We start from the raw sequence: 20,783 nt of genomic DNA, 5'->3' as shown, positions 1-20,783 counted from the left end.
CGGGGACTACTGACCGCGGCGCTCGCGGAGCTGCTTCAGAGCATCGTCCAGAAGCTGCGACGCCTCCTCGTCGGTGCGCCGCTCCTTCACATAGGCGAGGTGCGTCTTGTACGGCTCGGTCTTCGCGAGAGCGGGAGGGTTGGCCTTGTCGCGTCCCGCAGGCAGACCCGAGTGGGGGCTGTCGATGACGTCGGGGATCTCCTCGTCGGCGACGCCTGCTGCGAAGTAACGCACGGTCTCGTTGCCCAGGGCATCCCAGTACGACACGGCCACGCGCTCGGCGTGGAAACCGTGATCCTGCTCGCCCATCGGACCGGCACCCACCCGAGTGCCGCGAATCGCGTTGCCGCCTGTCGCCATGTCTACAGTCCCTGGAACTTCGTGATGAGGCCGAGAGCAACGATCGCGACGAACCACACGAGGGCCAGCACGATCGTGAATCGGTTGAGATTGCGCTCGGCGAGGCCGGACGAGCCGAGCGCGGAGGTCATTCCGCCGCCGAACATGTCGGAAAGGCCGCCACCGCGGCCCTTGTGCAGGAGGATCAGCAGCGTCAGCAGCAGGCTCGTGAGGCCGAGCACCACCTGGAGGACGAATTCGAGAATCTGCACGAAGAGTAGGCCTTTCACACGGCCCCCCGGATGCGGGCGGGCCGTCGACAAGTATACGGGGACGCTCAGACGCCCACGTGCTTCTGGTAGCGGATGATCGCAGCGAACTCGTCGACCTTCAGGCTCGCGCCGCCGACGAGCGCGCCGTCCACATCGGGCTCCCGCATGAAGCCCGCGATGTTCGCCGCGGCGACCGATCCGCCGTACAGGATGCGGGTGCGCGCCGCGGCGTCCTCGCCCAGAGTGTCGGCGATGACGCCGCGAAGCGCGCGGCACACCTCCTGGGCCTGCTCGGGCGTCGCGGCCTGGCCGGACCCGATCGCCCAGACCGGCTCGTATGCGACCACGATCTCGGCGTCCGCCGAAACACCCGCGAGCGCCGTCCTGAGCTGTGCCGCGGGCACGGCACTGGCGCCGTGCTTCTCGAGGTCCTCCGCGGTCTCCCCCACGCAGATCACGGGCGCGAGCCCGTGCCGGAGAGCGGCGGAGACCTTCGCACCGACGATCTCGTCGGTCTCGGCGTGGTGCTGCCGGCGCTCGGAATGACCGATGATCACGTATGCGCAGTCGAGCTTCTTGAGGAACGCCCCCGACACCTCGCCGGTGTAGGGGCCCGAGTCGTGGGCCGAGACATCCTGTGCGCCGTGCGCGAACGCGATCTTGTCGGCGGAGATCAGCGTCTGCACGCTGCGGAGGTCGGTGAACGGCGGAAAGAGAGCCACCTCGACGCTCCCCGCCTCGTGGCCCGCGTCCTTCAACGCCCAGTCGAGCTTCTGAACGAAAGCGATCGCCTGCTGGTGATCGAGGTTCATCTTCCAGTTTCCCGCGATGAGCGGGGTGCGCGTCACTGCCATCCGAGGACCTCCAGTCCGGGGAGCTTCTTGCCCTCGAGGAACTCGAGGCTCGCGCCCCCGCCCGTCGAGATGTGTCCGAAATCGCCGTCGGCGAACCCGAGCTGGCGGACGGCGGCGGCCGAATCGCCGCCGCCCACGACCGACAGCCCGTCGACCTGAGTCAGGGCCTTCGCGATCGTCTTGGTGCCCGCGGCGAATGCGGGCATCTCGAACACGCCCATGGGGCCGTTCCAGAAGACCGTGCGGCTTGCGCGGATCGCCTCGGCGAACGTGTGCGCCGTCGCCGGACCGATATCCAGGCCGATGCCGGTGGAGCCGAACCGGGTGTCCTCGAGCGCGTCCGCGGGGGCGACCACGTGGTCGGCGTCGGCTGCGAACCCCGAAGCCACGACAGCGTCGGCGGGAAGGATCAGCTCGACGCCGCGCTCACGTGCCGCGTCGATGTACCCGCGCACCGTGTCGAGCTGGTCGGCCTCGAGCAGGCTCGCGCCCACCTTGTGACCCTGAGCCGCGAGGAAGGTGAACATCATCCCGCCACCGACGAGGAGCTTGTCCACGCGCGGAAGCAGGTGCGAGATCACACCGAGCTTGTCGCTCACCTTGGAACCGCCGAGCACGACGGTGTACGGCCGCTGCGGGTTCTCGGTGAGGCGATCGAGCACGTCGAGCTCGGCGGCGATCAGCAGGCCCGCGGCCGAAGGCACGATCTGTGCGAGGTCGTAGACGCTCGCCTGCTTGCGGTGCACCACACCGAACCCGTCGGAGACGAGGGCGTCTCCGAGTTCGGCGAGCTGCCGCGCGAAGGCGCCGCGCTCCTCGTCGCTCTTGGAGGTCTCCCCCGGGTTGAACCGGAGGTTCTCGATCACCGCGACGTCGCCGTCCTCGAGCGAGGACACCGCGTCATGCGCGGATTCGCCGACCGTGTCCCGCGCGAAGGCGACGGGCTTGCCCAGCAACTCGGAGAGACGCTGGGCGACGGGCGCGAGGCTGTACTTCGCGTCGGGCGCGCCATCGGGTCGGCCGAGATGCGAGCAGACGACGAGGCGTGCTCCCTGACCGATGAGGGCATTGAGGGTGGGCAGCGACGCCCGCACGCGGCCATCGTCCGTGATCTTCCCGTCCTTCAGGGGGACGTTCAGATCGCAGCGGACGATGACGCGCGTGCCGGCGAGCGACCCCAGCGATTCGAGGGTGCGCAGCGACATCGAATCGCCTTACAGGCGCTCGCCGACGTACTCGGTGAGGTCGACGAGGCGGTTGGAGTAACCCCACTCGTTGTCGTACCAGCTCGACACCTTGACCAGGTTGCCGCTGACGTTGGTGAGCTCGGCGTCGAAGATCGACGAGTGGGGGTTGAGCTGGATGTCGCTCGAGACGATGGGGTCCTCGGTGTACTCGAGGATGCCCTTGAGGCGTCCCTCCGCCGCGGCCTGCTTGTAGACGGCGTTGATCTGCTCGACGGTGAGGCCCTCGGTGGGCGTCACGATCGTGAGGTCGACGATCGATCCGGTGGGAACGGGAACTCGGTACGACGAGCCGCTCAGCTTGCCGTTGAGCTCGGGCAGCACCCGGCCGATGGCCTTGGCGGCGCCGGTCGAGGCCGGGACGATGTTGATGGCGGCACCGCGCGCACGACGGAGGTCGCTGTGGGGGCCGTCCTGCAGGTTCTGGTCGGCCGTGTACGCGTGGGCGGTCATCATGAAGCCGCGCTCGATGCCGAAGGCGTCGTTGAACACCTTGGCGAGCGGGGCGAGGCAGTTCGTGGTGCACGAGGCGTTCGAGATGATGACGTCGCTCTCGGCGTCGTAGGTCTCCTCGTTCACGCCCATCACGATGGTCGCGTCGTCGCCCGTCGCGGGGGCGGAGACGAGAACTTTCTTCGCCCCACCGGCGATGTGCTTCTTGGCGTCCTCGGCCTTGGTGAACCGGCCGGTGGACTCGATGACGATGTCGACGCCGAGCTCGCCCCAGGGGAGGTTCGCGGGGTCGCGCTCCTCGAAGACACGGATGCGGTGGCCGCCGACCGTGATGGAGTCGCCGTCGTAGGTCACGTCCTGAGCGAGAGGGCCGCCGACCGAGTCGTACTTGAGCAGGTGAGCGAGCGACTTGTTGTCGGTCAGGTCGTTCACCGCCACGATCTCGAGGTCCGCGCCCTGCGCGAGGGCCGCGCGGAGGTAGTTGCGTCCGATGCGGCCGAAGCCGTTGATGCCGATCTTGACAGACACGGTTGTCTCCCGATTCTCGTCGCGCCGACGGCGCATTGTCGTCGCGCCCGCGGGCGCATTGCTACCGCGCCGGGGCGCGGTGTTGTGGGGGGTGAGAAGAGGATGCCGGGGCCCCCGGCAGGCGAGGGCCCCGCGGCATCCTCACCTCGTCACGACCCTACCAGCAGACCCGTCGTCTTCTCTCGGGCCACCTGGAAGCGCGTCTGGACGTCGGCCCAGTTCGCGATGTTCCAGAACGCCTTGACGTAGTCCGCGCGGACGTTCTTGTAGTCGAGGTAGTACGCGTGCTCCCAGACATCCAGCAGCAGCAGCGGAACCGAGCCCGCCGCGAACTGCGACTGCTGGTCGAAGAACTGCTGGATGATCAGGTTCTGACCGATCGAGTCCCAGAACAGACCCGCCCAGCCCGAGCCCTGGACGCCCATGGCCGCGGCGGTGAAGTGCGCCTGGAACTTGTCGAAGGAGCCGAAGTGATCGGAGATGGCCGACTCGAGGTCACCGGTGGGCTTGTCTCCCCCGTTCGGCGAGAGGTTGGTCCAGAAGATGGAGTGGTTCGTGTGTCCGCCGAGATTGAACGCGAGGTCCTTCTCGAGCTTGTTGACGTTCGCGAAGTCGCCCTTGTCGCGGGCCTCCGCCAGCTGCTCGAGCGCCGTGTTGGCACCCGTCACGTAAGCCTGGTGGTGCTTGTCGTGGTGCAGCTGCATGATCGTCGCGCTGATGTGCGGCTCGAGGGCCGCGTAGTCGTAGGGCAGATCGGGCAGGGTGTACGTCGCCATATTCGCTTTCTCTCCTGTCGTGGCCACGCTCGCGCGCGGCGCGGATGACGTTCTCATCCTAGTGAGAGCCAACACGACCGACAGGGGGTTGCTTCCCGCTCCGGGGAAGATTACGACACGTCGGCGTCGGCGGGGATGCCGGCGTCCGTGCCGGGGATGCCCTCGTCCTCCGCACGCTTGTCGGCCATCGCCAGCAGACGGCGGATGCGTCCGGCGACGGCGTCCTTCGTCAACGGCGGGTCGGCGTGGTGCCCGAGCTCGTCGAGGCTCGCCTCGCGGTGTGCGAGGCGGAGACGCCCCGCCTCGCGCAGGTGGTCGGGGATGTCCTCGCCGAGGATCTCCATGGCCCGCTCGACACGCGCGCACGCGGCGACCGCCGCCTGCGCGGAGCGCCGGAGGTTCGCGTCGTCGAAGTTGACCAGACGGTTCACTCCCGCGCGGACCTCCCGGCGCTGGCGCAGCTGTTCCCACTCCGCGGCCGCCCGCTGTGCGCCCATCGCGTGCAGGATGGCCCGGATGGCATCCCCGTCGCGCACGACGACGCGATGCACGGCCCGCACCTCCCGCGCCTTCGCCGCGACATCGAGGCGGTGAGCCGCCCCGACGAGCGCCATCGCGACCTCGGACGACGGGCACGTCACCTCGAGCGCCGCGGACCGCCCCGGATCGGTAAGGGACCCCGCGGCGAGGAACGCGCCCCGCCACAGCGCCGAGAGGTCGTCGCGAGAGCCCGTCGTCAGCTTGTTGGGCAGGCCCCGCACGGGGCGCCGACGCTGGTCGAGAAGGCCCGTCTGGCGCGCCAGCGTCTCGCCGCCCTCGCGCACGCGGACGATGAAGTGGCCCTCCTGGCGAGACGAAGACGCCTGGACGCGGCCCAGTTCCGGCCGGACGCCGTACAGCTCGATGATGTCCCTCGCCGCCCGCCGGGCGAGCGCCTCGGAGTCCAGTTCGGCCTCGATGGCCATCTTGCCGGCGATGGAGTGCAGGCCGCCGGAGAACCGCAGCAGGGCCGTCACCTCCGCGACGCGCGCCTGCGGACGCGGGTCGCGGACCGTCATCAACTCGGCCTTGACATCGGCGGTTGGGGGCACGGCTCTCCTCATTGCTGGCCGGTCGGTCGGGGAACCTGCCTAGCTTACTCGCGCCCCAGATCGCGATGCTTCACGCGCACCGCGACACCCGGCAGGGAACGCAGTCTCTGCGCGAGCTCGATCGCCATCGCCACCGACCGGTGCTTGCCGCCCGTGCATCCCACGGCGACGGTCGAGTGCCGCTTGTTCTCCCGCTGGTATCCGGCGATGACGGGCGCGAGGGCGTCGGCGTAGGAGTCGAGGAACTGCGCGGCCCCCTCCTGGGCGAGGACGAAGTCGCGAACCGATTCGTCCTGCCCCGTCAGGGCGCGAAGGTCGGAGTTCCAGAACGGATTGGGGAGGAACCGCATGTCGGCGACGAGATCGGCATCGGGAGGCAGCCCGTACTTGAACCCGAAGCTCTGGATCGTCAGCGTGTGCTTGGCCGATCCGGCCTCCGAGAACAGCTCCCCGACCGTCGTCGCCAGCTGGTGGATGTTGAACGTGCTCGTGTCGACGATGAGATCCGCACTCTCGCGCATAGGCGCCATCCGCCGCCGCTCGATGGCGATCCCGTCGAGGATCGTCCCCTCGCCCTGGAGAGGGTGCGGGCGGCGCACGGCCTCGAAACGACGGACGAGCACATCGTCCGCTGCGTCGAGGAAGACCACTCGCACGCGGCGCCCCTCACGCAGGCGCTCCATGACCTCCGGAAGGCGTTCGAAGAGCTCGCGCCCGCGAACGTCGACGACGGCGGCGACCCGCGGCAGCGCGCCGCCGACCATTCCCGAGAGATCGAGCAGCGGTCGCAGCATCTGCGGGGGCAGGTTGTCGACGACGTACCAGTCGAGATCCTCCAGGGCGTTCGCGACGGTCGAGCGCCCGGCGCCCGACATCCCCGTCACGATGAGCACTTCGCCCGCGTCGCCGTCCGCCTCAGTCATCGCTCCCACCCGGTTCGTCGCCGGCTCTCACCCTACTGACTTCGGCGCGGACGCCGCCAACGCTTGTGAGGCGTCCGTAGATGAATCGTCGGCCGCCGGCGACTCCTGCAGGCGCGAGTGGATGGTGGCCGCGAGCTTGGGGCCGATCCCCTTGACCTCCGTGATCGCCGCCGTGTCGGCACGGCGAAGGGCCGCTACCGACCCGAAGTGCCGCAGCAGCACGCGGATCCGCTCCGCGCCGAGGCCCGGGATCTCCTCCAGGACGCTGTGGATGTCGCGGCGACGCGTACCCCTCTGATGACGAATCGCGAAGCGGTGAGCCTCGTCGCGCAGCCGCTGCAGGAGGTAGAGGGCCTCGCTCGTGCGGGGCAGGATCACGGGATACTCCTCCCCCGGCAGCCAGACCTCCTCCAGGCGCTTGGCGAGGCCGCACAGCGCGATCTCCTCGTGGCCGGAGTCGGCGAGGGCTCGCGCCGCGGCGGCGACCTGCGGTTTTCCGCCGTCGACGACGAGAAGCTGCGGGGGGTAGGCGAATCGCGTGCGCCGCCGCGTGACGGGAGCGTCGTCGGTGCCCACCTCCTCGGCCTCCGCCTCGTCCCGGTCGAGGTGCGCGAGCCGGCGCGTCAGGACCTGGTGGATCGAGTCGGTGTCGTCCGTTGTATCGGTCACGGAGAAGGAGCGGTATTGATCCTTGCGCGGGAGCCCGTCTTCGAACACGACCATCGAGGCGACGACGTTGGTCCCCGACAGGTGCGAGACGTCGAAGCACTCGATCCGCAGCGGCGCCTCGGACATCCCGAGCGCCTCCTGGAGATCCGTGAGCGCCTGCGACCTGGCGACGTAGTCCGACGTGCGCCTGGTCTTGTGGAGCATGAGGGCTTGCTGGGCGTTGAGGCTCGCCGTCTTCATGAGATCGGCTTTGCGTCCGCGCTGCGCGACCTGCACGTCCACGGGACGGCCGCCGCGCCGCTCCCGCAGCCATTCCTGCAGCTCTGCCGCGTCGGGCGGGAGCGCCGGCACCAGGATGCGGCGCGGGATGTCCGTGGGAGCCGCCTCGCCGTAGGCGCGCTGCAGCACCTGGTCGATGAGCTCGCCGCCCTCGATGTCGATCTCCTTCTCGATCGTCGAGGCCCGTACCCCGCGCACGCGCCCGCCGCGCACGACGAAGTGCTGCACGGCGGCCGCGAGCTCGTCCTCCGCGATGCCGAAGAGATCCAGGTCGACGTCCTCGCCGAGCACCAGGGCGGACCGGGACAGGACCGCGTCGATCGCCGCCAGCCGGTCGCGGAAGACCGCGGCCGCCTCGTAGTCCATCGCCGCGGCGGCCTCGCGCATCCTCGCCGTGAGGTCGACCCTGAATCTCTGGTCGCCCCCGGCCATGAACGCGACGAAGTCGTCCACGATCGCCCTGTGCTCCTCCACCGTGACCCGCATCGAGCACGGGCCGCCGCAGCGCCCGATCTGTCCCGGGAAACAGGGCCGACCGGTCTGCATCGCCTTCTTGTAGCTCGAATCACTGCAGGTGCGGATCGGGAAGACCTTGATGAGCTGGTCGATCGTGTCGTGCACCGCCCAGACCTTCGGGTAGGGACCGAAGTACCGGGCACCCCGGATGCGGCGGTTCCGGGTGACCAGCACCCGCGGCGCCTCATCGGCGAGGGTGATCGCCATGAAGGGGTAGGACTTGTCGTCGCGGTAGCGGACGTTGAAGGGCGGATCGAACTCCTTGATCCACATGTACTCCAGCTGAAGGGAGTCCACGTCCGTCGCGACGACCGTCCACTCGACCGAGGCCGCCGTCGTGACCATCCGACGCGTGCGCTCGTGCAGGGTGTGCAGCGGAGCGAAATAGTTGCTCAGCCGCGCGCGCAGGTTCTTCGCCTTGCCGACGTACAGCACGCGGCCGTCGGCGTCACGGAATCGATAGACCCCCGGGTTGGTGGGGATCTCCCCCTGCTTCGGCCGGTAGGACAGCGGCGACGCCACGCTCAGCCCGCCTTCCGGCGTTCACCACCGCGCCGGTCCTCCTGACCGAGGAGCTCGGCGAGGAACATCCCCGTATGGCTGTCCTCCACGCGCGCGACCTGCTCGGGAGTGCCCGTCGCGACGACCTCTCCTCCCCCCGAGCCGCCCTCGGGCCCCATGTCGATGATCCAGTCGGCGGACTTGATCACGTCGAGGTTGTGCTCGATGACGATGACGGTGTTCCCCTTGTCGACGAGGCCGCCGAGGACCTCGAGCAGGCGCTGGACGTCCTCGAAGTGCAGGCCCGTGGTGGGCTCGTCCAGCACGTAGACGCTGCGGCCGTTGCTGCGCCGCTGCAGCTCCGTGGCGAGCTTGACGCGCTGCGCCTCCCCACCCGACAGGGTCGTCGCGGACTGCCCGAGACGGACGTATCCGAGCCCGACCTCGACGAGCGTGCGCAGGTACCGATGGATCGCCTGGATCGGCTCGAAGAACTCCGCGGCCTCGGAGATCGGCATCTCGAGCACCTCGGCGATGTTCTTGCCCTTGTAGTGCACGGCGAGCGTGTCCCGGTTGTACCGCTTGCCGTGGCACACCTCGCAGTCGACGTAGACGTCGGGGAGGAAGTTCATCTCGATCTTGATCGTGCCATCGCCCGAGCAGGCCTCGCAGCGACCGCCCTTCACATTGAAGCTGAATCGCCCGGGCTGGTACCCGCGCACCTTCGCCTCGGGGGTCTCGCTGAACAGCGTGCGGATGCGGTCGAAGACGCCGGTGTAGGTGGCCGGATTCGAGCGCGGCGTCCGTCCGATCGGGTTCTGGTCGACGTGCACGACCTTGTCGAGGTCGTCGAGCCCCGTCACCCGCGTGTGCTTGCCCGGCACGCGGCGGGCTCCGTTGAGCCGTGTCGCCAGCACCTCGTACAGGATGCCGTTGACGAGCGAGGACTTGCCCGATCCGCTCACGCCGGTGACGGCCGTGAGCACGCCGATCGGGAAGTCGACGGTGACGTTGCGAAGGTTGTTCTCGCGCGCCCCGACGACCGTGATCTTGCGCGACCGGTCGATCTTGCGCCGCTTCGCGGGCGTGGCGATCTCCCGGCGTCCCGACAGGTAGTCGCCCGTCAGCGAGGCGCGCTCGTTCAACAGGGCGTCGTAGGGTCCGGAGTGCACGACCGTGCCACCGTTGACCCCCGCCCCCGGGCCGATGTCGACGATCCAGTCGGCGGCCTCGATGGTCTCCTCGTCGTGCTCGACGACGATGAGCGTGTTACCCAGATCGCGAAGCGTCACGAGCGTCTTGATGAGGCGTCGGTTGTCGCGCTGGTGCAGTCCGATCGACGGCTCGTCGAGCACGTACAGGACGCCGGTGAGCCCCGACCCGATCTGCGTCGCGAGACGGATGCGCTGCGCCTCGCCGCCGGAGAGCGACGCCGCGGCGCGGCTGAGGCTGAGGTAGTTGAGCCCGACCTGGATGAGGAAGTCGAGACGGACGCGGATCTCGCGCAGCACCTGGGCGGCGATCGCGACCTCGCGGTCGGTGAGCGTGAGCTGCGCGAAATAGTCGCGCGCATCGGCCAGGCTCAGGTGAGACGCCTCGGCGATCGAGTGACCATGGACGAGGACCGAGAGCACCTCCGGCTTGAGCCGGTCGCCGTTGCAGACCGGACACGGCACCTCGCGCAGGAACTCCGACCAGCGGGTGCGCTGCGTGTCGGACTCCGCCTGCAGCCATTGCCGCTCGATGTAGGGCACGACGCCCTCGAAGCCCGACGCGTATCGCATCTCGCGGCCGAAGCGGTTCTTCCACTTGACGGTGACCTTGTAGTTGTCGCCGCGCAGCACCGCCTCTCGGATGTCGGACGGCAGCTCCTTCCACGGCGTGTCGAGCGAGAAGTCCAGGTCGGCGGCGAGCCCCTCCAGGAGGCGCTCGTAGTACTGGAACAGCCCCTTGCCCTGCGTCGTCCAGGGGACGATGACACCCTCGCGGATCGAGAGCTCGTCATCCCCCAGCAGCAGATCGACATCGACCGACATGCGGGTGCCGAGTCCCGAGCAGGCCGGACATGCGCCGAACGGCGCGTTGAACGAGAAGGTGCGCGGCTCGATCTCCGTCAGCTGCAGGGGGTGCCCGTTCGGGCACGCGAGCTTCTCGGAGAAGTTCTGCCAGGCGCCGTCGCCCGCTTCGTCCACGAAGTTGACCTGCATGACGCCGCCCGCGAGACCGAGCGCGGTCTCCACGGAGTCGGTGACGCGACCCAGGATGTCGGGCGAGGCGACGAGCCGATCGACGACGACCGCGATGTCGTGCTTGTAGCTCTTCTTCAGCGTGGGAGGCTCGGCCAGCTGGATGAGGTCGCCGTCGACGATCGCGCGTGCGTAGCCCTTGGCTCCGAGCTCGCGGAACAGGTCGACGAACTCGCCCTTCTTCTGCGTGACGACCGGCGCCACGATCTGGTACCGAGTGCCCTCGGGCAGCTCCATGAGCTGGTCGGCGATCTGCTGCACGGTCTGACGCTGGATGCGTTCGCCGCACTCGGGGCAGTGAGGCACGCCGATGCGAGCCCAGAGCAGACGCATGTAGTCGTAGACCTCGGTGATCGTGCCGACGGTCGAGCGCGGGTTTCGGTTGGTCGACTTCTGGTCGATCGAGACCGCCGGTGACAGCCCCTCGATGAAGTCGACGTCGGGGCGGTCGACCTGCCCGAGGAACTGCCGCGCGTAGGCGCTCAGCGATTCGACGTAGCGACGCTGCCCCTCGGCGAAGATCGTGTCGAATGCGAGGCTCGATTTCCCGGAGCCGGAAAGACCCGTGAAGACGACGAGGGAGTCGCGCGGGATGTCGAGATCGACGTCGTGGAGATTGTGAACGCGGGCACCGCGGACGCTGAGCTTCGAGGAGGTGGCAACGGGGACGATGGGCACCCGTCAAGTGTAGGTTCGCCCTCCGACATCGGTTCCGGGTTCGCCCTCGGCGGACTCGCCGGCACCGCATCGCACGCCGCCAGGGCCCGCGACCCCGCTCCAGAGGGCACACTGGTGTCATGACACGCGCATCACGCTCCGCCCGCCCGCGACTCCGGGACAGGGTCCGCGAGGCCGGCGGGTGGTACGCGTGGATCAACGCGAACCTCATCAAGGCCGCCGGACCCGCCGCCGTCGGCCCATATGAGAGCACGCCGCCCCCCTCCGCGACGGAGCGCGCGGAGCGCGCGTGCCCCCTGTGCGGGCATCCGATGAACACCCACACCATCGACCGCCGCGGAGACAAGCCCCTGCTGCGTTGCCCCTGAGGAGCGCGCGCCGCGCCTCTCAGGCGTGGCCGGCCCGCTCCATCGCACGCAGTTCCTTCTTCAGCTCCTGGACCTCGTCGCGCAGCCGCGCGGCGAGCTCGAACTTCAGCTCCGCCGCCGCGGCGAGCATCTGGTCGTTGAGGTCGGCGATCGTCGACTCCAGCTGGGTCGCTCCCTCAGCGGCGATGCCCTCACGACGCAGCCGCGGCGTGGGCGCCTTGCCCTTTCCGGACCCGCCCTTCTTCGCCAGCATCGCCGCCGTATCGGCGCCCTCCCGCGCGAGGATCTCGGTGATGTCCGCGATGCGCTTGCGCAGCGGCTGCGGGTCGATGCCGTTCTCGAGGTTGTAGGCGATCTGCCGATCGCGGCGCCTGTTCGTCTCGTCGATCGCGTTGCGCATCGAGTCCGTCATGGTCTCGGCGTACATGTGCACCTCGCCGGAGACGTTGCGGGCCGCGCGACCGATCGTCTGGATGAGGGAGGTTCCGCTGCGCAGGAATCCTTCTTTGTCGGCGTCGAGGATCGCCACGAGCGAGACCTCGGGCAGGTCGAGCCCCTCTCGCAGGAGGTTGATGCCGACCAGCACGTCGTACACGCCGGCCCTCAGTTCCGTGAGCAGCTCCACGCGTCGCAGCGTGTCGACGTCGGAGTGGAGATAGCGCACCTTGACGCCGTGCTCGCCGAGGAAGTCGGTCAGCTCCTCCGCCATCTTCTTCGTGAGGGTCGTCACGAGGACGCGCTCGTCGCGCTCGACGCGCAGGCGGATCTGCTCGAGCAGGTCGTCGATCTGCCCCTTGGCGGGCTTGACGACGATCTGCGGATCGATGAGCCCCGTGGGGCGGATGATCTGTTCGACGACGCCGTCGGCGACACCCATCTCGTACCGGCCGGGAGTCGCGGAGAGGTAGACCGTCTGACCCACCCGGTTCTTGAACTCGTCCCAGCGCAGGGGGCGGTTGTCCATCGCACTGGGCAGCCGGAACCCGTGATCCACGAGGGTGCGCTTGCGGGAGGCATCCCCCTCGTACATCGCACCGATCTGCGGGACGGTCACGTGCGATTCGTCGATCACGATGAGGAAGTCGTCGGGGAAGAAGTCGAGCAGGCAGTGGGGCGCCTCTCCGGGGGCGCGCGCGTCGATGTGCCGCGAGTAGTTCTCGATGCCGGAGCAGAAGCCGAGCTGCTGCATCATCTCGAGGTCGAAGGTGGTGCGCATGCGCAGCCGCTGCGCCTCCAGCAGCTTGCCCTGCCCCTCCAGCTCCTTCAGCCGCTCCTCGAGCTCGGCCTCGATCGTGCCGATCGCGCGCTGCATGACATCGGTGCCGGCGACGTAGTGGGATGCCGGGAAGATCGGCACGGAGTCGAGCCGCTCGAGAACGTCGCCGGTGAGCGGGTGGAGCTTGTACAGCGCCTCGATCTCGTCGCCGAAGAGCTCGATGCGGATCGCGTACTCCTCGTAGACCGGGATGATCTCGATCGTGTCGCCGCGCACGCGGAAGTTGCCGCGGGAGAAGTCGACGTCGTTGCGGTTGTACTGCATCGAGATGAACTTGCGGATGAGGGCGTCCCGGTCGTAGCGCTCGCCCACCTGCAGCGCGACCATCGCGCGCAGGTACTCCTCGGGGGCGCCGAGGCCGTAGATGCACGAGACCGTCGAGACGACCACGACATCGCGCCGCGACAGCAGCGAGTTGGTGGTGGAGTGGCGCAGGCGCTCCACCTCCGCGTTGATAGAGCTGTCCTTCTCGATAAAGGTGTCCGTCTGCGGCACATACGCCTCGGGCTGGTAGTAGTCGTAGTACGACACGAAGTACTCGACGGCGTTGTGGGGCATGAGTTCCCGGAACTCGTTCGCCAGCTGAGCCGCCAGCGTCTTGTTGTGCGCGAGCACCAACGTGGGGCGCTGCACCTGCTCGACCAGCCACGCCGTGGTCGCGGACTTGCCCGTGCCGGTCGCGCCGAGCAGCACGACATCGGTCTCGCCCGCGTTGATCCGCGCCGCCAGTTCGGCGATGGCCTGCGGCTGGTCGCCCGACGGGGAGTACTCGCTGACGACCTCGAACGGCCGCACGCTGCGCGTGGTCTGCATGTGAAGAAGCCTAGGGGTGGCCGCCGACACGGGCGTCGGCGTTCGCCCAGCGCGGATGCGTCAGGACCGGACCCGCCGCCACAGCTCGTCGACCTGCTCGATCGTGTGGCTGAGGGACCCGGCCGTGTCGACGACGACGTCGGCGACGGCGAGTCGCGCTGCATCCGGGGCCTGGGCCGCGATCCGACGCGCGGCATCCTCCGCCGTCATGCCGCGCTCGGAGACGAGCCTGTCGCGGCGCACGGCCGCGGGTGCGTGGGCGACGACCACGAGATCCCACGGACCGTCCACGCGCGCCTCCACGAGGAGCGGGACGTCGTAGACGACGACGGCACGCGGGTCCCGGGCGAACGCCTCGGCGAAGCGTCGTGCCGACAACTCCCGCACGGCGGGGTGGACGATCCCGTTGAGGCGCGCAAGGGCATCCGGGTCGCCGAAGACGGCACGCCCGAGAGCCTCGCGATCGAGGGCGCCCTCGGGGCCGACGATCCCGGCGCCGAACTCGGCCGCGATGAGGTCCAGGACGTGCGACGGCGGAGTCTGCACCTCGCGCACGAGCGCATCGGCGTCGACGACGACCGCTCCGTGCTCCGTCAGCCGCCGCGCGATCGTCGACTTCCCCGACGCGATGCCGCCGGTGAGTGCGATGAGAGGCATCGCTCCAGCATGTCGCATGGGCCCCGGTGCGCGCACGCTCGGTCGCCTCGGAGATGGTCTGGGATATCATCGGGCGGCGCCCGTGTCCCGCGGCCCGCTCCCACATCCCTCGGAGGAACAGCGATGGATCAGCCTCGCGTCGCTGTGGTCGTCGAAGACGACGCCGACATCCGCTTCCTCATCTCCGCCGTCCTCGAGCAGTCCGGCTTCCAGGTCGTGTCCGCATCGTCGGGCCCCGAGGGCGTCGACGCCGTCCGCACCCACGCGCCGGTCATCACGACACTGGATGTGAGCATGCCCGGCTTCGACGGCCACGAGGCCGCCCGTCGCATCCGCGCGTTCAGCGACACCTACATCGTCATGATCACGGCGCGCGCGGAGCAGATCGACTCGTTGCAGGGCATCCAGGCGGGAGCGGACGAGTACATCACCAAGCCGTTCCGGCCGCGGGATCTGCGTGCACGCATCGCGGCCCTTTTCGAACACCCCCGGGCCTCACGCTCGTCAGACTGATCACGCCATGTCGACGACGATGACGGAGGCGTCGGGACTCGATGCGGAGCGCAGTGCGGCCCTGTCGGCGACCTGGAGAAGACGCTCCGCGTCGTAGCCGATTCCGTCGGTCAGCGCGACGCCGACGCCCAGGACAGGGATCACGGCGCTGCCGAGCGACGCGAAATCGTCCAGCAGGTGCCGGTGGAGTCGACCGGCGACGCGACGGGCCTCTGCCGCGGAGACCGGGACCATCCCCAGCACGATCTCCGTGTCGCTCGCCTGGCCGACGACCGCCTGCGTCGGGGCGTGACGGACCACGCTGCTGCGCCATTCGTGCACGAGCGCCTGCGCCTCCCCCGGGCTGAAGGCGGTGGCGATGTTCGGGATGTCGTCGATCCTCATCGCGATGAGCGCGTACCGGTCACCGTGGTGTCGTGCTCGATCGAGGATCCCCCTCAGCACGACCCGGAAGGAGCCGGAGTCGAGCACACCGTTGCTCGCGAGCGCGAGTGTCCGCGATCGGGGCGTGGCCGACGGGCGCGCCGCGCGCAGCACGGATGTCGAAACGACCGCGACGACGATCAGCACGACCGTCACGAACGCCATCGCGATGGACCCGAACCAATCCGTGAAGAAGGGGTCGACGGGTCCCACGGCGACGAAGGCGATCGAGCGGGCGAGGAAGAACAGCGACTCGATCGCCAGCACGACGGTGAGCGGCCACGAGACCGACAGCGTGGCCATCGTCCCACGCCGCGACTCGACGGCGCCCAGGAGGGTGAAGGCGGCGTTGGGGATGTACACCGCGAGGGCGCCGGCCCAGTCGCCGCCCTCCGCTCCGGCGACGGCGACCAGCGCGAATGCCAGCAGCGACGCCGCGGCGACCAGCGCGGCCGGCACCATCACCGTCCGCTCGTTGAACCTACGGCACCCGAGCCACATGATCCCCGCGGACGCCACGAACGACGCGTTGCCGATGCCGGTCGCCAGCCACACGGACTCGTCGGGAGACGCCGCCCACGCCAGGTAGCTGACGGTGGTCAGGATGCCGGCGATGTACGCCAGCGCCCAGATCCGCCCGGCCCCGTCGTCCCTCCGAAGGAGGGTCTCGACGAGGTACACGGCGCCCGCGGAGAGCACGACGACGGTCGTCATAACGGAGATGCTGAAGAGGTCCAGACCGCTCATACGTCTCTCCTTAGATCGGAGGCGGGCAGGCGGACGATGAAGGTGGTCCCCTCGCCCTGCATCGTCTGCACGGTGATCTCGCCGCCGTGGGCGCGCACGATGTCCCGGCTGATGGCCAGTCCGAGACCGCTGCCGTGCGTCGTCGAGCCCCGCACGGAGTCGGAGCGGAAGAAGCGCTCGAACAGCCGGGGCAGCTCGTGCTCGGAGATCCCGGGGCCGTCGTCGCTCACCGTCAGCCACGCGTGCAGGCCGTCGGACATCGCGGACACCTGGACGTGGCCGTCGTCGCTGTTGTACTTGACGGCGTTGGACACCAGATTGTCGACCACCTGGCGGATGCGGTGCGCGTCGGCGTAGGCGACGGCATCCTCCACGCCCGAGCCGTCAATCGTGATGCCGCGCTCGGTCGCGCGGGGGGTGGCGGCCTCGATCGCGGCCGTCATGACCTCCGCAAGATTCGTCGGGCGGGGCGATATGGAGACGGCGGCTCCCTTGCGCGCGTTGGCCGACATCGTCAGGATGTCGGCCACGAGCTCGAGCAGCCGGCCCGCATTGCGCTCGGCGACCTCGAGGCTGCGCCGCGCCACGGGAGAGATCGTCTCGTCGTCGAGCGCGAGGTCGAGGTATCCCATGATCGAGGTCAGCGGTGTCCGCAGCTCGTGCGACACGGACGCGACGAGGTCCTCCCGGGCGCGGATCGCCAGCTCCTCCGACGTGACGTCGCGCGAGACGACCACCATCCCGGCCGCCGATCCGTCGGGGTCGGTCAGCTCTCGTGCGGACGCCGCGATCGCGCGCCTGTCGGCATCCTCCGGCTCGCCGTGCCAGACGACGAGGTTGTCGAACGTCTCCCCTCTGCGCGCTCGCGAGAGAGGGAGCGCGTCCGCCTGTATCGACGTGACACCGTCGGCCGCGTAGGCCGACATGCGTCCGTCACGACCCCTCGCCCGCTGCAATCTCCCGTGCGCCTCGTTGGCGAGCAGCTGTGTGCCGTCGGCCGCGATCCGCACGACGCCGAAGTCCAGGGCGTCGAGCACGTCGATCACGACGTCCTCCTGTCGCCGCGCACGATCGACCGCCTGCTGAAGATAGCGCGACTGCTTCTCCAGCAGCATCCGCTGAGCAGAGGCACGTCGCGCCGCGAGAGAGGCGATGAAGGCCAGAGCCGTGATCGTCACGGGGAGGAGGATCGTCGCCGGGACGATGTCCGTCTCGGGAGCGATCGCGGTCTGCACCCAGAAGACGGCGGTCGTGCCGAGCGAACCGCCGACGAGCCCCGCCCACCCGTAGGACCAGGCGATCCAGATGAGCGGGAACGCCCAGAGGATGCCGAGGGCGGCACCGGGCGTCGCCTCGCGGAGCAGGGCGATCGCGATCACGTCGCACACGGGGACGATGAGACCCGCGAGGTGCGGGAGCCTGTTCCACGGCACGACGAACGCTGCGCCGGTCGTTCCGAGCGTCACCGTGAGGCCGAGGATGAACGTCGGGAGGTCGCCGACCCAGCCGAGCGCGATCGCCAGCACTGCGGCGAGCAGCGCGACGCCGGCGAAGAGAACCTGATTGAGGACGACGATGCGGTCGCGCGCGCCCGCATCGACACGCATCCAGCCGGCTTGCGGTGGCGCCGCCGGCGAACGCGACTCTGTCATGGTCTCGACGCTACTGCCCTCGATCGCTCCGGTGGCGCAGGCGGCCCGGGAAACCTCGACGCAATCGTGACGATCCGCCGGGGGACGCGTCTCCCGACGACGACGCGCGGGAGAGCCGTCTCACGCGCGCGCAGCCTCGGCCCGCGCATCCTGAGCCTCGTACGACGCGACGAGCGCCCGCTCGCGTTCGTGGGAGGGAAGACCGATCGCGACGACGGCTGCGCCGAGGACGATCGCGACCGCGCCCACCAGGTAGGCGCCGAGCGCCCCCTCCACGAGGCTCAGGCTCGCGGCCGAGAGGATCTCGTCCCGGTACTGCGGATATTGGTCGGCGACGTGCAGCGCGGAGGCGAAGGATGCCTGCAGCGCCTCCGTCACGCTCGCGCTGATGGACGCGGATTGGCCGCTCGCCTCGATCTGCCGCGCGAATGCGGCGGCGAAGCCCGATGCGAGGATGGCGCCGAGGATCGCCTGCATGATCGAGCCGCCGAGGTCGCGCTGCAGGTCGGACGTGGCAGAGGCCATCCCCACCCGCGCCACCGGCGTCGACTCGGTGAGCGCACGCGACGCGGGCGTCATGGCGAAGGCGGCGCCCGCGCCGATCACGAGGAACCCCGTGCCGATCAGCCAGTACGGCGTGTGCTCGCGCCAGAAGAGCATCGTGACGAAGCCGAGCAGCACGAGCGCGTATCCCGCCAGCATCGTCACTCGCGAGCCGCGCGCCAGCACGAGCCGCGCGGACAGCGGAGCCACCACGAGCAGGCCGACGGCCGCCGGCACCACCGACAGGCCCGCCTCGAGCGTGTCGTAGCCGAGGATGTTCTGGAGGAACTGCTGGCCGACGAACATCGCCCCCATGAGCGATCCGAAGACGATCATCCCGCCGGCGGCGGGCACCCAGAACATGCGACGCCGCGCCACGGCCAGGTCGTAGAGCGGATGACGCGTGCGGAGCTGTCGGATGCCGAACACCAGCATCAGCAGGACCGCCGCCCCGAGAAGGCCCAGGCCCAGCCCCGCTCGTCCCGGCGCGAACACCTCGCTGATCCCGAGGACGAACGCCGAGATCGCCAGCACCGAGAGCACGCCGCCGGGGTGGTCCACGGGAGCGGTGGACTCGTGCACGTGGGACGGCACGAGGATCCAGACGAGCACGAAGGCCGCCGCGGCGATCGGAGCCGCGACGAGGAACGCCGAGCCCCACCACAGGACGACCAGGAGCAGGCCCGCCAGCACCGAGCCGATCACGGTCGCCATGGCGCTCACGCTCGACCACAGCGCGATGGCACCCGTGCGCCCCGGCCCGCTGGACCACAGCGCCGTGATGAGCGAGAGCGTCGTCGGGTACGCCATGCCGGCCGCGATGCCGGTGAAGATGCGCGCGGCGATCAGGAGCTCGATCGATCCCGCGAACGCGGACAGGAAGCTCGCGACGACGGTGAGGGCGAGGCCCACGAGGAGCAGTTGCTTGCGCCCGTAGCGGTCGGCGACCGCCCCGAGATAGAGCACCGACATCGCGAGCCCGAGCGAGCAGCCGAGCGCCACGAGGTTCAGCTGGGTCTGGTCCGCCCCGAACGCGTCGCCGATGTCGGGTAACGCGATGTTGGCGGCGGCGAGGTTGATGTTGCACACGAGGGCCGCGAGGATCAGCGAGGTCAGCACGAGCGGGGCACGGGCGGGGGCGCCCTCGCGCGGGGCGTCGGTCATGGCATCACACTAGCGACGCCGCGCCGCTCAGAGCGTGGGCTCGCCCAGCGACAGCATGAGGCGATTCGCCCAGTTGAAGAACGCCGCCGACATGATCGTGTCGACCACCTCGAGGTCGTCGAGCCCCGCGGCATCCAGCGCCCGAAGCTCGTCGGATCCGAGCGCGGGCGGCGACTGGGAGAGCGCGACGGACGCGTCGACGACGGCGTCCCACCGCGGATCGATGCGCGCGCCCGTTCCCTCGTCGAGCAGGCGTTGCACGTCTTCGCGCCGCCCGGAGTGGTGGGTGGCGAACCCGGCGTGGACCGACGCGCAGTAGACGCACCCGTTGCTGCGCGATGCCGCCGTGGCGGCGATCTCCCGATCCGCGCGCGGCAGACCCTCGGCGACGTTGAAGAAGATGTCGAAGTCCGCGAGCGTGCGCTCCCGCAGGACCGCGGGATCACGTGCCAGCAGCCGGAAGTACGCGTTCTTCGCGCGCGAGCGCTGCACGAGGGCTTCGAAGTGCCGTTCCCCGAGGTCCGTCTCTCGAAGCGGCTCCAGCCACGGGACCCAGCCGAGGACGTCCTGAGTGAAGCGCTGCGGGACGGGCCGATCCGTCTCGGGCGCGAGAGACTCCGTCATCGGCGGTCCCCTTCGGTGGGGGCGGAACCCGCGGCTCTCATGGCACGCAGGCCCGCGGCGACGCGCAGCTGGAAGGCGAGGAACGACACCAGCTGCGACAGCGTCACGACGCCTGTCGTGCTCCAGCCGGCGTCCAGCAGCTGCTGCAGGTGAGCGCGCGAGGCGTCGCGCGGGTGCAGCACGAGCATGTGCGCATGCTCGAGCGCGGCGCCGAGGCGATCCCCCAGCGCGTAGGCGGCCTCGACGGACCCGACGGAGTACGTCGGTCCGGGCACGCTCTCGGGCGCGTTGTTGTGGAGGAAGGCGCCGTAGGGACCCGGATGGGAGGCTCGACGGGCCTCGGTGCGGACGATGCCGGCGAGGCGGGTGCCCTCCGGGGTCGCGTCCAGCGCACGGCCGTAGAACCGCACGGCCTCGTCGTCCCCGTGCAGTCGCGCGACGAAGACGGCGACGGCGAACCGCTCGGCCGGGGACATCTCCGCGGCATCCACCGAGACGAACAGAGCCTCATACGCCCCCTGGGCGTGCGAGCGGGACTCGGGGCGGCGGCGCCGCAGCGCGTCCCAGCGGTCGCCCGGGGAGATCCCGGCCAGGGTGTCGATGACGTCCACGGTCTCGCTCATCGCGTCCTCCC

The 20,783-nt window shown here is 69.6% G+C and carries 19 protein-coding genes; 2 read left to right on the top strand and 17 right to left on the bottom strand.

Translation table 11 applies throughout. The annotated features are described in order from the left end of the window. Positions 1–6 precede the first annotated feature (6 nt). From ACIGCK_RS07090 to uvrA, 10 genes are all read right to left on the bottom strand, one after another. Positions 7–360 (bottom strand): RNA polymerase-binding protein RbpA, encoded by a 354-nt coding sequence (locus ACIGCK_RS07090; RefSeq protein ID WP_396664934.1) that lies wholly within the window; start codon positions 358–360, stop codon positions 7–9. Between the two features lie 2 nt (positions 361–362). Then, complete coding sequence (gene secG, locus ACIGCK_RS07085) at positions 363–611, bottom strand: preprotein translocase subunit SecG (RefSeq protein ID WP_396664932.1); 249 nt, start codon at positions 609–611, stop codon at positions 363–365. A 65-nt stretch (positions 612–676) separates the two neighbouring features. After that, positions 677–1,465, bottom strand: a complete 789-nt coding sequence (gene tpiA, locus ACIGCK_RS07080; RefSeq protein ID WP_396664930.1) for a triose-phosphate isomerase — start codon at positions 1,463–1,465, stop codon at positions 677–679. Further along, positions 1,456–2,670, bottom strand: coding sequence for a phosphoglycerate kinase (locus ACIGCK_RS07075; RefSeq protein ID WP_396664929.1), 1,215 nt, complete (start codon positions 2,668–2,670; stop codon positions 1,456–1,458). Before ACIGCK_RS07075 ends, tpiA begins: the two co-directional genes overlap by 10 nt. 9 nt (positions 2,671–2,679) lie before the next feature. Beyond that, positions 2,680–3,690 carry a type I glyceraldehyde-3-phosphate dehydrogenase gene (gene gap, locus ACIGCK_RS07070; RefSeq protein WP_396664927.1) on the bottom strand — a complete coding sequence of 337 codons (1,011 nt, stop codon included), beginning with the start codon at positions 3,688–3,690 and terminating at the stop codon, positions 2,680–2,682. Between the two features lie 149 nt (positions 3,691–3,839). Further along, positions 3,840–4,466 carry a superoxide dismutase gene (locus tag ACIGCK_RS07065; RefSeq protein ID WP_330169660.1) on the bottom strand — a complete coding sequence of 209 codons (627 nt, stop codon included), beginning with the start codon at positions 4,464–4,466 and terminating at the stop codon, positions 3,840–3,842. Between the two features lie 110 nt (positions 4,467–4,576). Further along, the gene (gene whiA, locus ACIGCK_RS07060; RefSeq protein ID WP_396664925.1) at positions 4,577–5,557 is read right to left on the bottom strand and encodes a DNA-binding protein WhiA; all 981 of its coding nucleotides are present in this window, start codon (positions 5,555–5,557) and stop codon (positions 4,577–4,579) included. 44 nt (positions 5,558–5,601) lie between these two features. Further along, entirely contained in the window at positions 5,602–6,480 is an 879-nt protein-coding gene (gene rapZ, locus ACIGCK_RS07055; RefSeq protein ID WP_396664923.1) for an RNase adapter RapZ, read from the bottom strand. 27 nt (positions 6,481–6,507) lie between these two features. Continuing rightward, positions 6,508–8,466, bottom strand: a complete 1,959-nt coding sequence (gene uvrC, locus ACIGCK_RS07050) for an excinuclease ABC subunit UvrC (RefSeq protein WP_396664922.1) — start codon at positions 8,464–8,466, stop codon at positions 6,508–6,510. Positions 8,467–8,468: 2 nt separating this feature from the next. Beyond that, positions 8,469–11,369 carry an excinuclease ABC subunit UvrA gene (uvrA, locus tag ACIGCK_RS07045; protein WP_396664920.1) on the bottom strand — a complete coding sequence of 967 codons (2,901 nt, stop codon included), beginning with the start codon at positions 11,367–11,369 and terminating at the stop codon, positions 8,469–8,471. A gap of 119 nt (positions 11,370–11,488) precedes the next feature. Between uvrA and ACIGCK_RS07040 the strand changes: the two genes are divergently transcribed. After that, a complete protein-coding gene (locus ACIGCK_RS07040) occupies positions 11,489–11,737 on the top strand; it encodes a hypothetical protein (RefSeq protein ID WP_330169665.1) in 249 nt (82 codons plus the stop codon). 19 nt (positions 11,738–11,756) lie between these two features. Here the strand turns inward: ACIGCK_RS07040 and uvrB are convergent, their stop codons facing one another. After that, positions 11,757–13,826 (bottom strand): excinuclease ABC subunit UvrB, encoded by a 2,070-nt coding sequence (gene uvrB, locus ACIGCK_RS07035; RefSeq protein WP_396664918.1) that lies wholly within the window; start codon positions 13,824–13,826, stop codon positions 11,757–11,759. 60 nt (positions 13,827–13,886) lie between these two features. After that, positions 13,887–14,483 carry a dephospho-CoA kinase gene (gene coaE, locus ACIGCK_RS07030; protein ID WP_396664916.1) on the bottom strand — a complete coding sequence of 199 codons (597 nt, stop codon included), beginning with the start codon at positions 14,481–14,483 and terminating at the stop codon, positions 13,887–13,889. 123 nt (positions 14,484–14,606) lie between these two features. On the opposite strand from coaE, the gene ACIGCK_RS07025 reads away from it, so the two are divergent. Next, on the top strand, positions 14,607–14,996 hold the full coding sequence (locus ACIGCK_RS07025) for a response regulator transcription factor (RefSeq protein WP_396664914.1): 390 nt from the start codon (positions 14,607–14,609) through the stop codon (positions 14,994–14,996). On the opposite strand, the gene ACIGCK_RS07020 is transcribed toward ACIGCK_RS07025, so the two are convergent. From ACIGCK_RS07020 to ACIGCK_RS07000, 5 genes are all read right to left on the bottom strand, one after another. Then, positions 14,997–16,166, bottom strand: coding sequence for a hypothetical protein (locus ACIGCK_RS07020; RefSeq protein WP_396664912.1), 1,170 nt, complete (start codon positions 16,164–16,166; stop codon positions 14,997–14,999). It lies immediately after the preceding gene. Beyond that, the gene (locus ACIGCK_RS07015) at positions 16,163–17,818 is read right to left on the bottom strand and encodes a sensor histidine kinase (RefSeq protein ID WP_396664910.1); all 1,656 of its coding nucleotides are present in this window, start codon (positions 17,816–17,818) and stop codon (positions 16,163–16,165) included. Before ACIGCK_RS07015 ends, ACIGCK_RS07020 begins: the two co-directional genes overlap by 4 nt. Positions 17,819–17,938: 120 nt before the next feature. Beyond that, positions 17,939–19,525 carry an MFS transporter gene (locus ACIGCK_RS07010; RefSeq protein WP_396664909.1) on the bottom strand — a complete coding sequence of 529 codons (1,587 nt, stop codon included), beginning with the start codon at positions 19,523–19,525 and terminating at the stop codon, positions 17,939–17,941. A 27-nt stretch (positions 19,526–19,552) separates the two neighbouring features. Continuing rightward, entirely contained in the window at positions 19,553–20,149 is a 597-nt protein-coding gene (locus ACIGCK_RS07005; RefSeq protein ID WP_396664908.1) for an alkylhydroperoxidase domain protein, read from the bottom strand. After that, positions 20,146–20,772, bottom strand: coding sequence for a CMD domain protein (locus tag ACIGCK_RS07000; protein ID WP_396664907.1), 627 nt, complete (start codon positions 20,770–20,772; stop codon positions 20,146–20,148). Before ACIGCK_RS07000 ends, ACIGCK_RS07005 begins: the two co-directional genes overlap by 4 nt. Positions 20,773–20,783 lie beyond the last annotated feature (11 nt).

It is taken from the genome of Microbacterium sp. NPDC078428, from assembly GCF_044542535.1.
GTDB classification, from domain to species: domain Bacteria; phylum Actinomycetota; class Actinomycetes; order Actinomycetales; family Microbacteriaceae; genus Microbacterium; species Microbacterium limosum.
The sequence above is the reverse complement of the archived record's forward strand: the minus strand, read 5'-3'. Positions and strand labels throughout refer to the sequence as shown.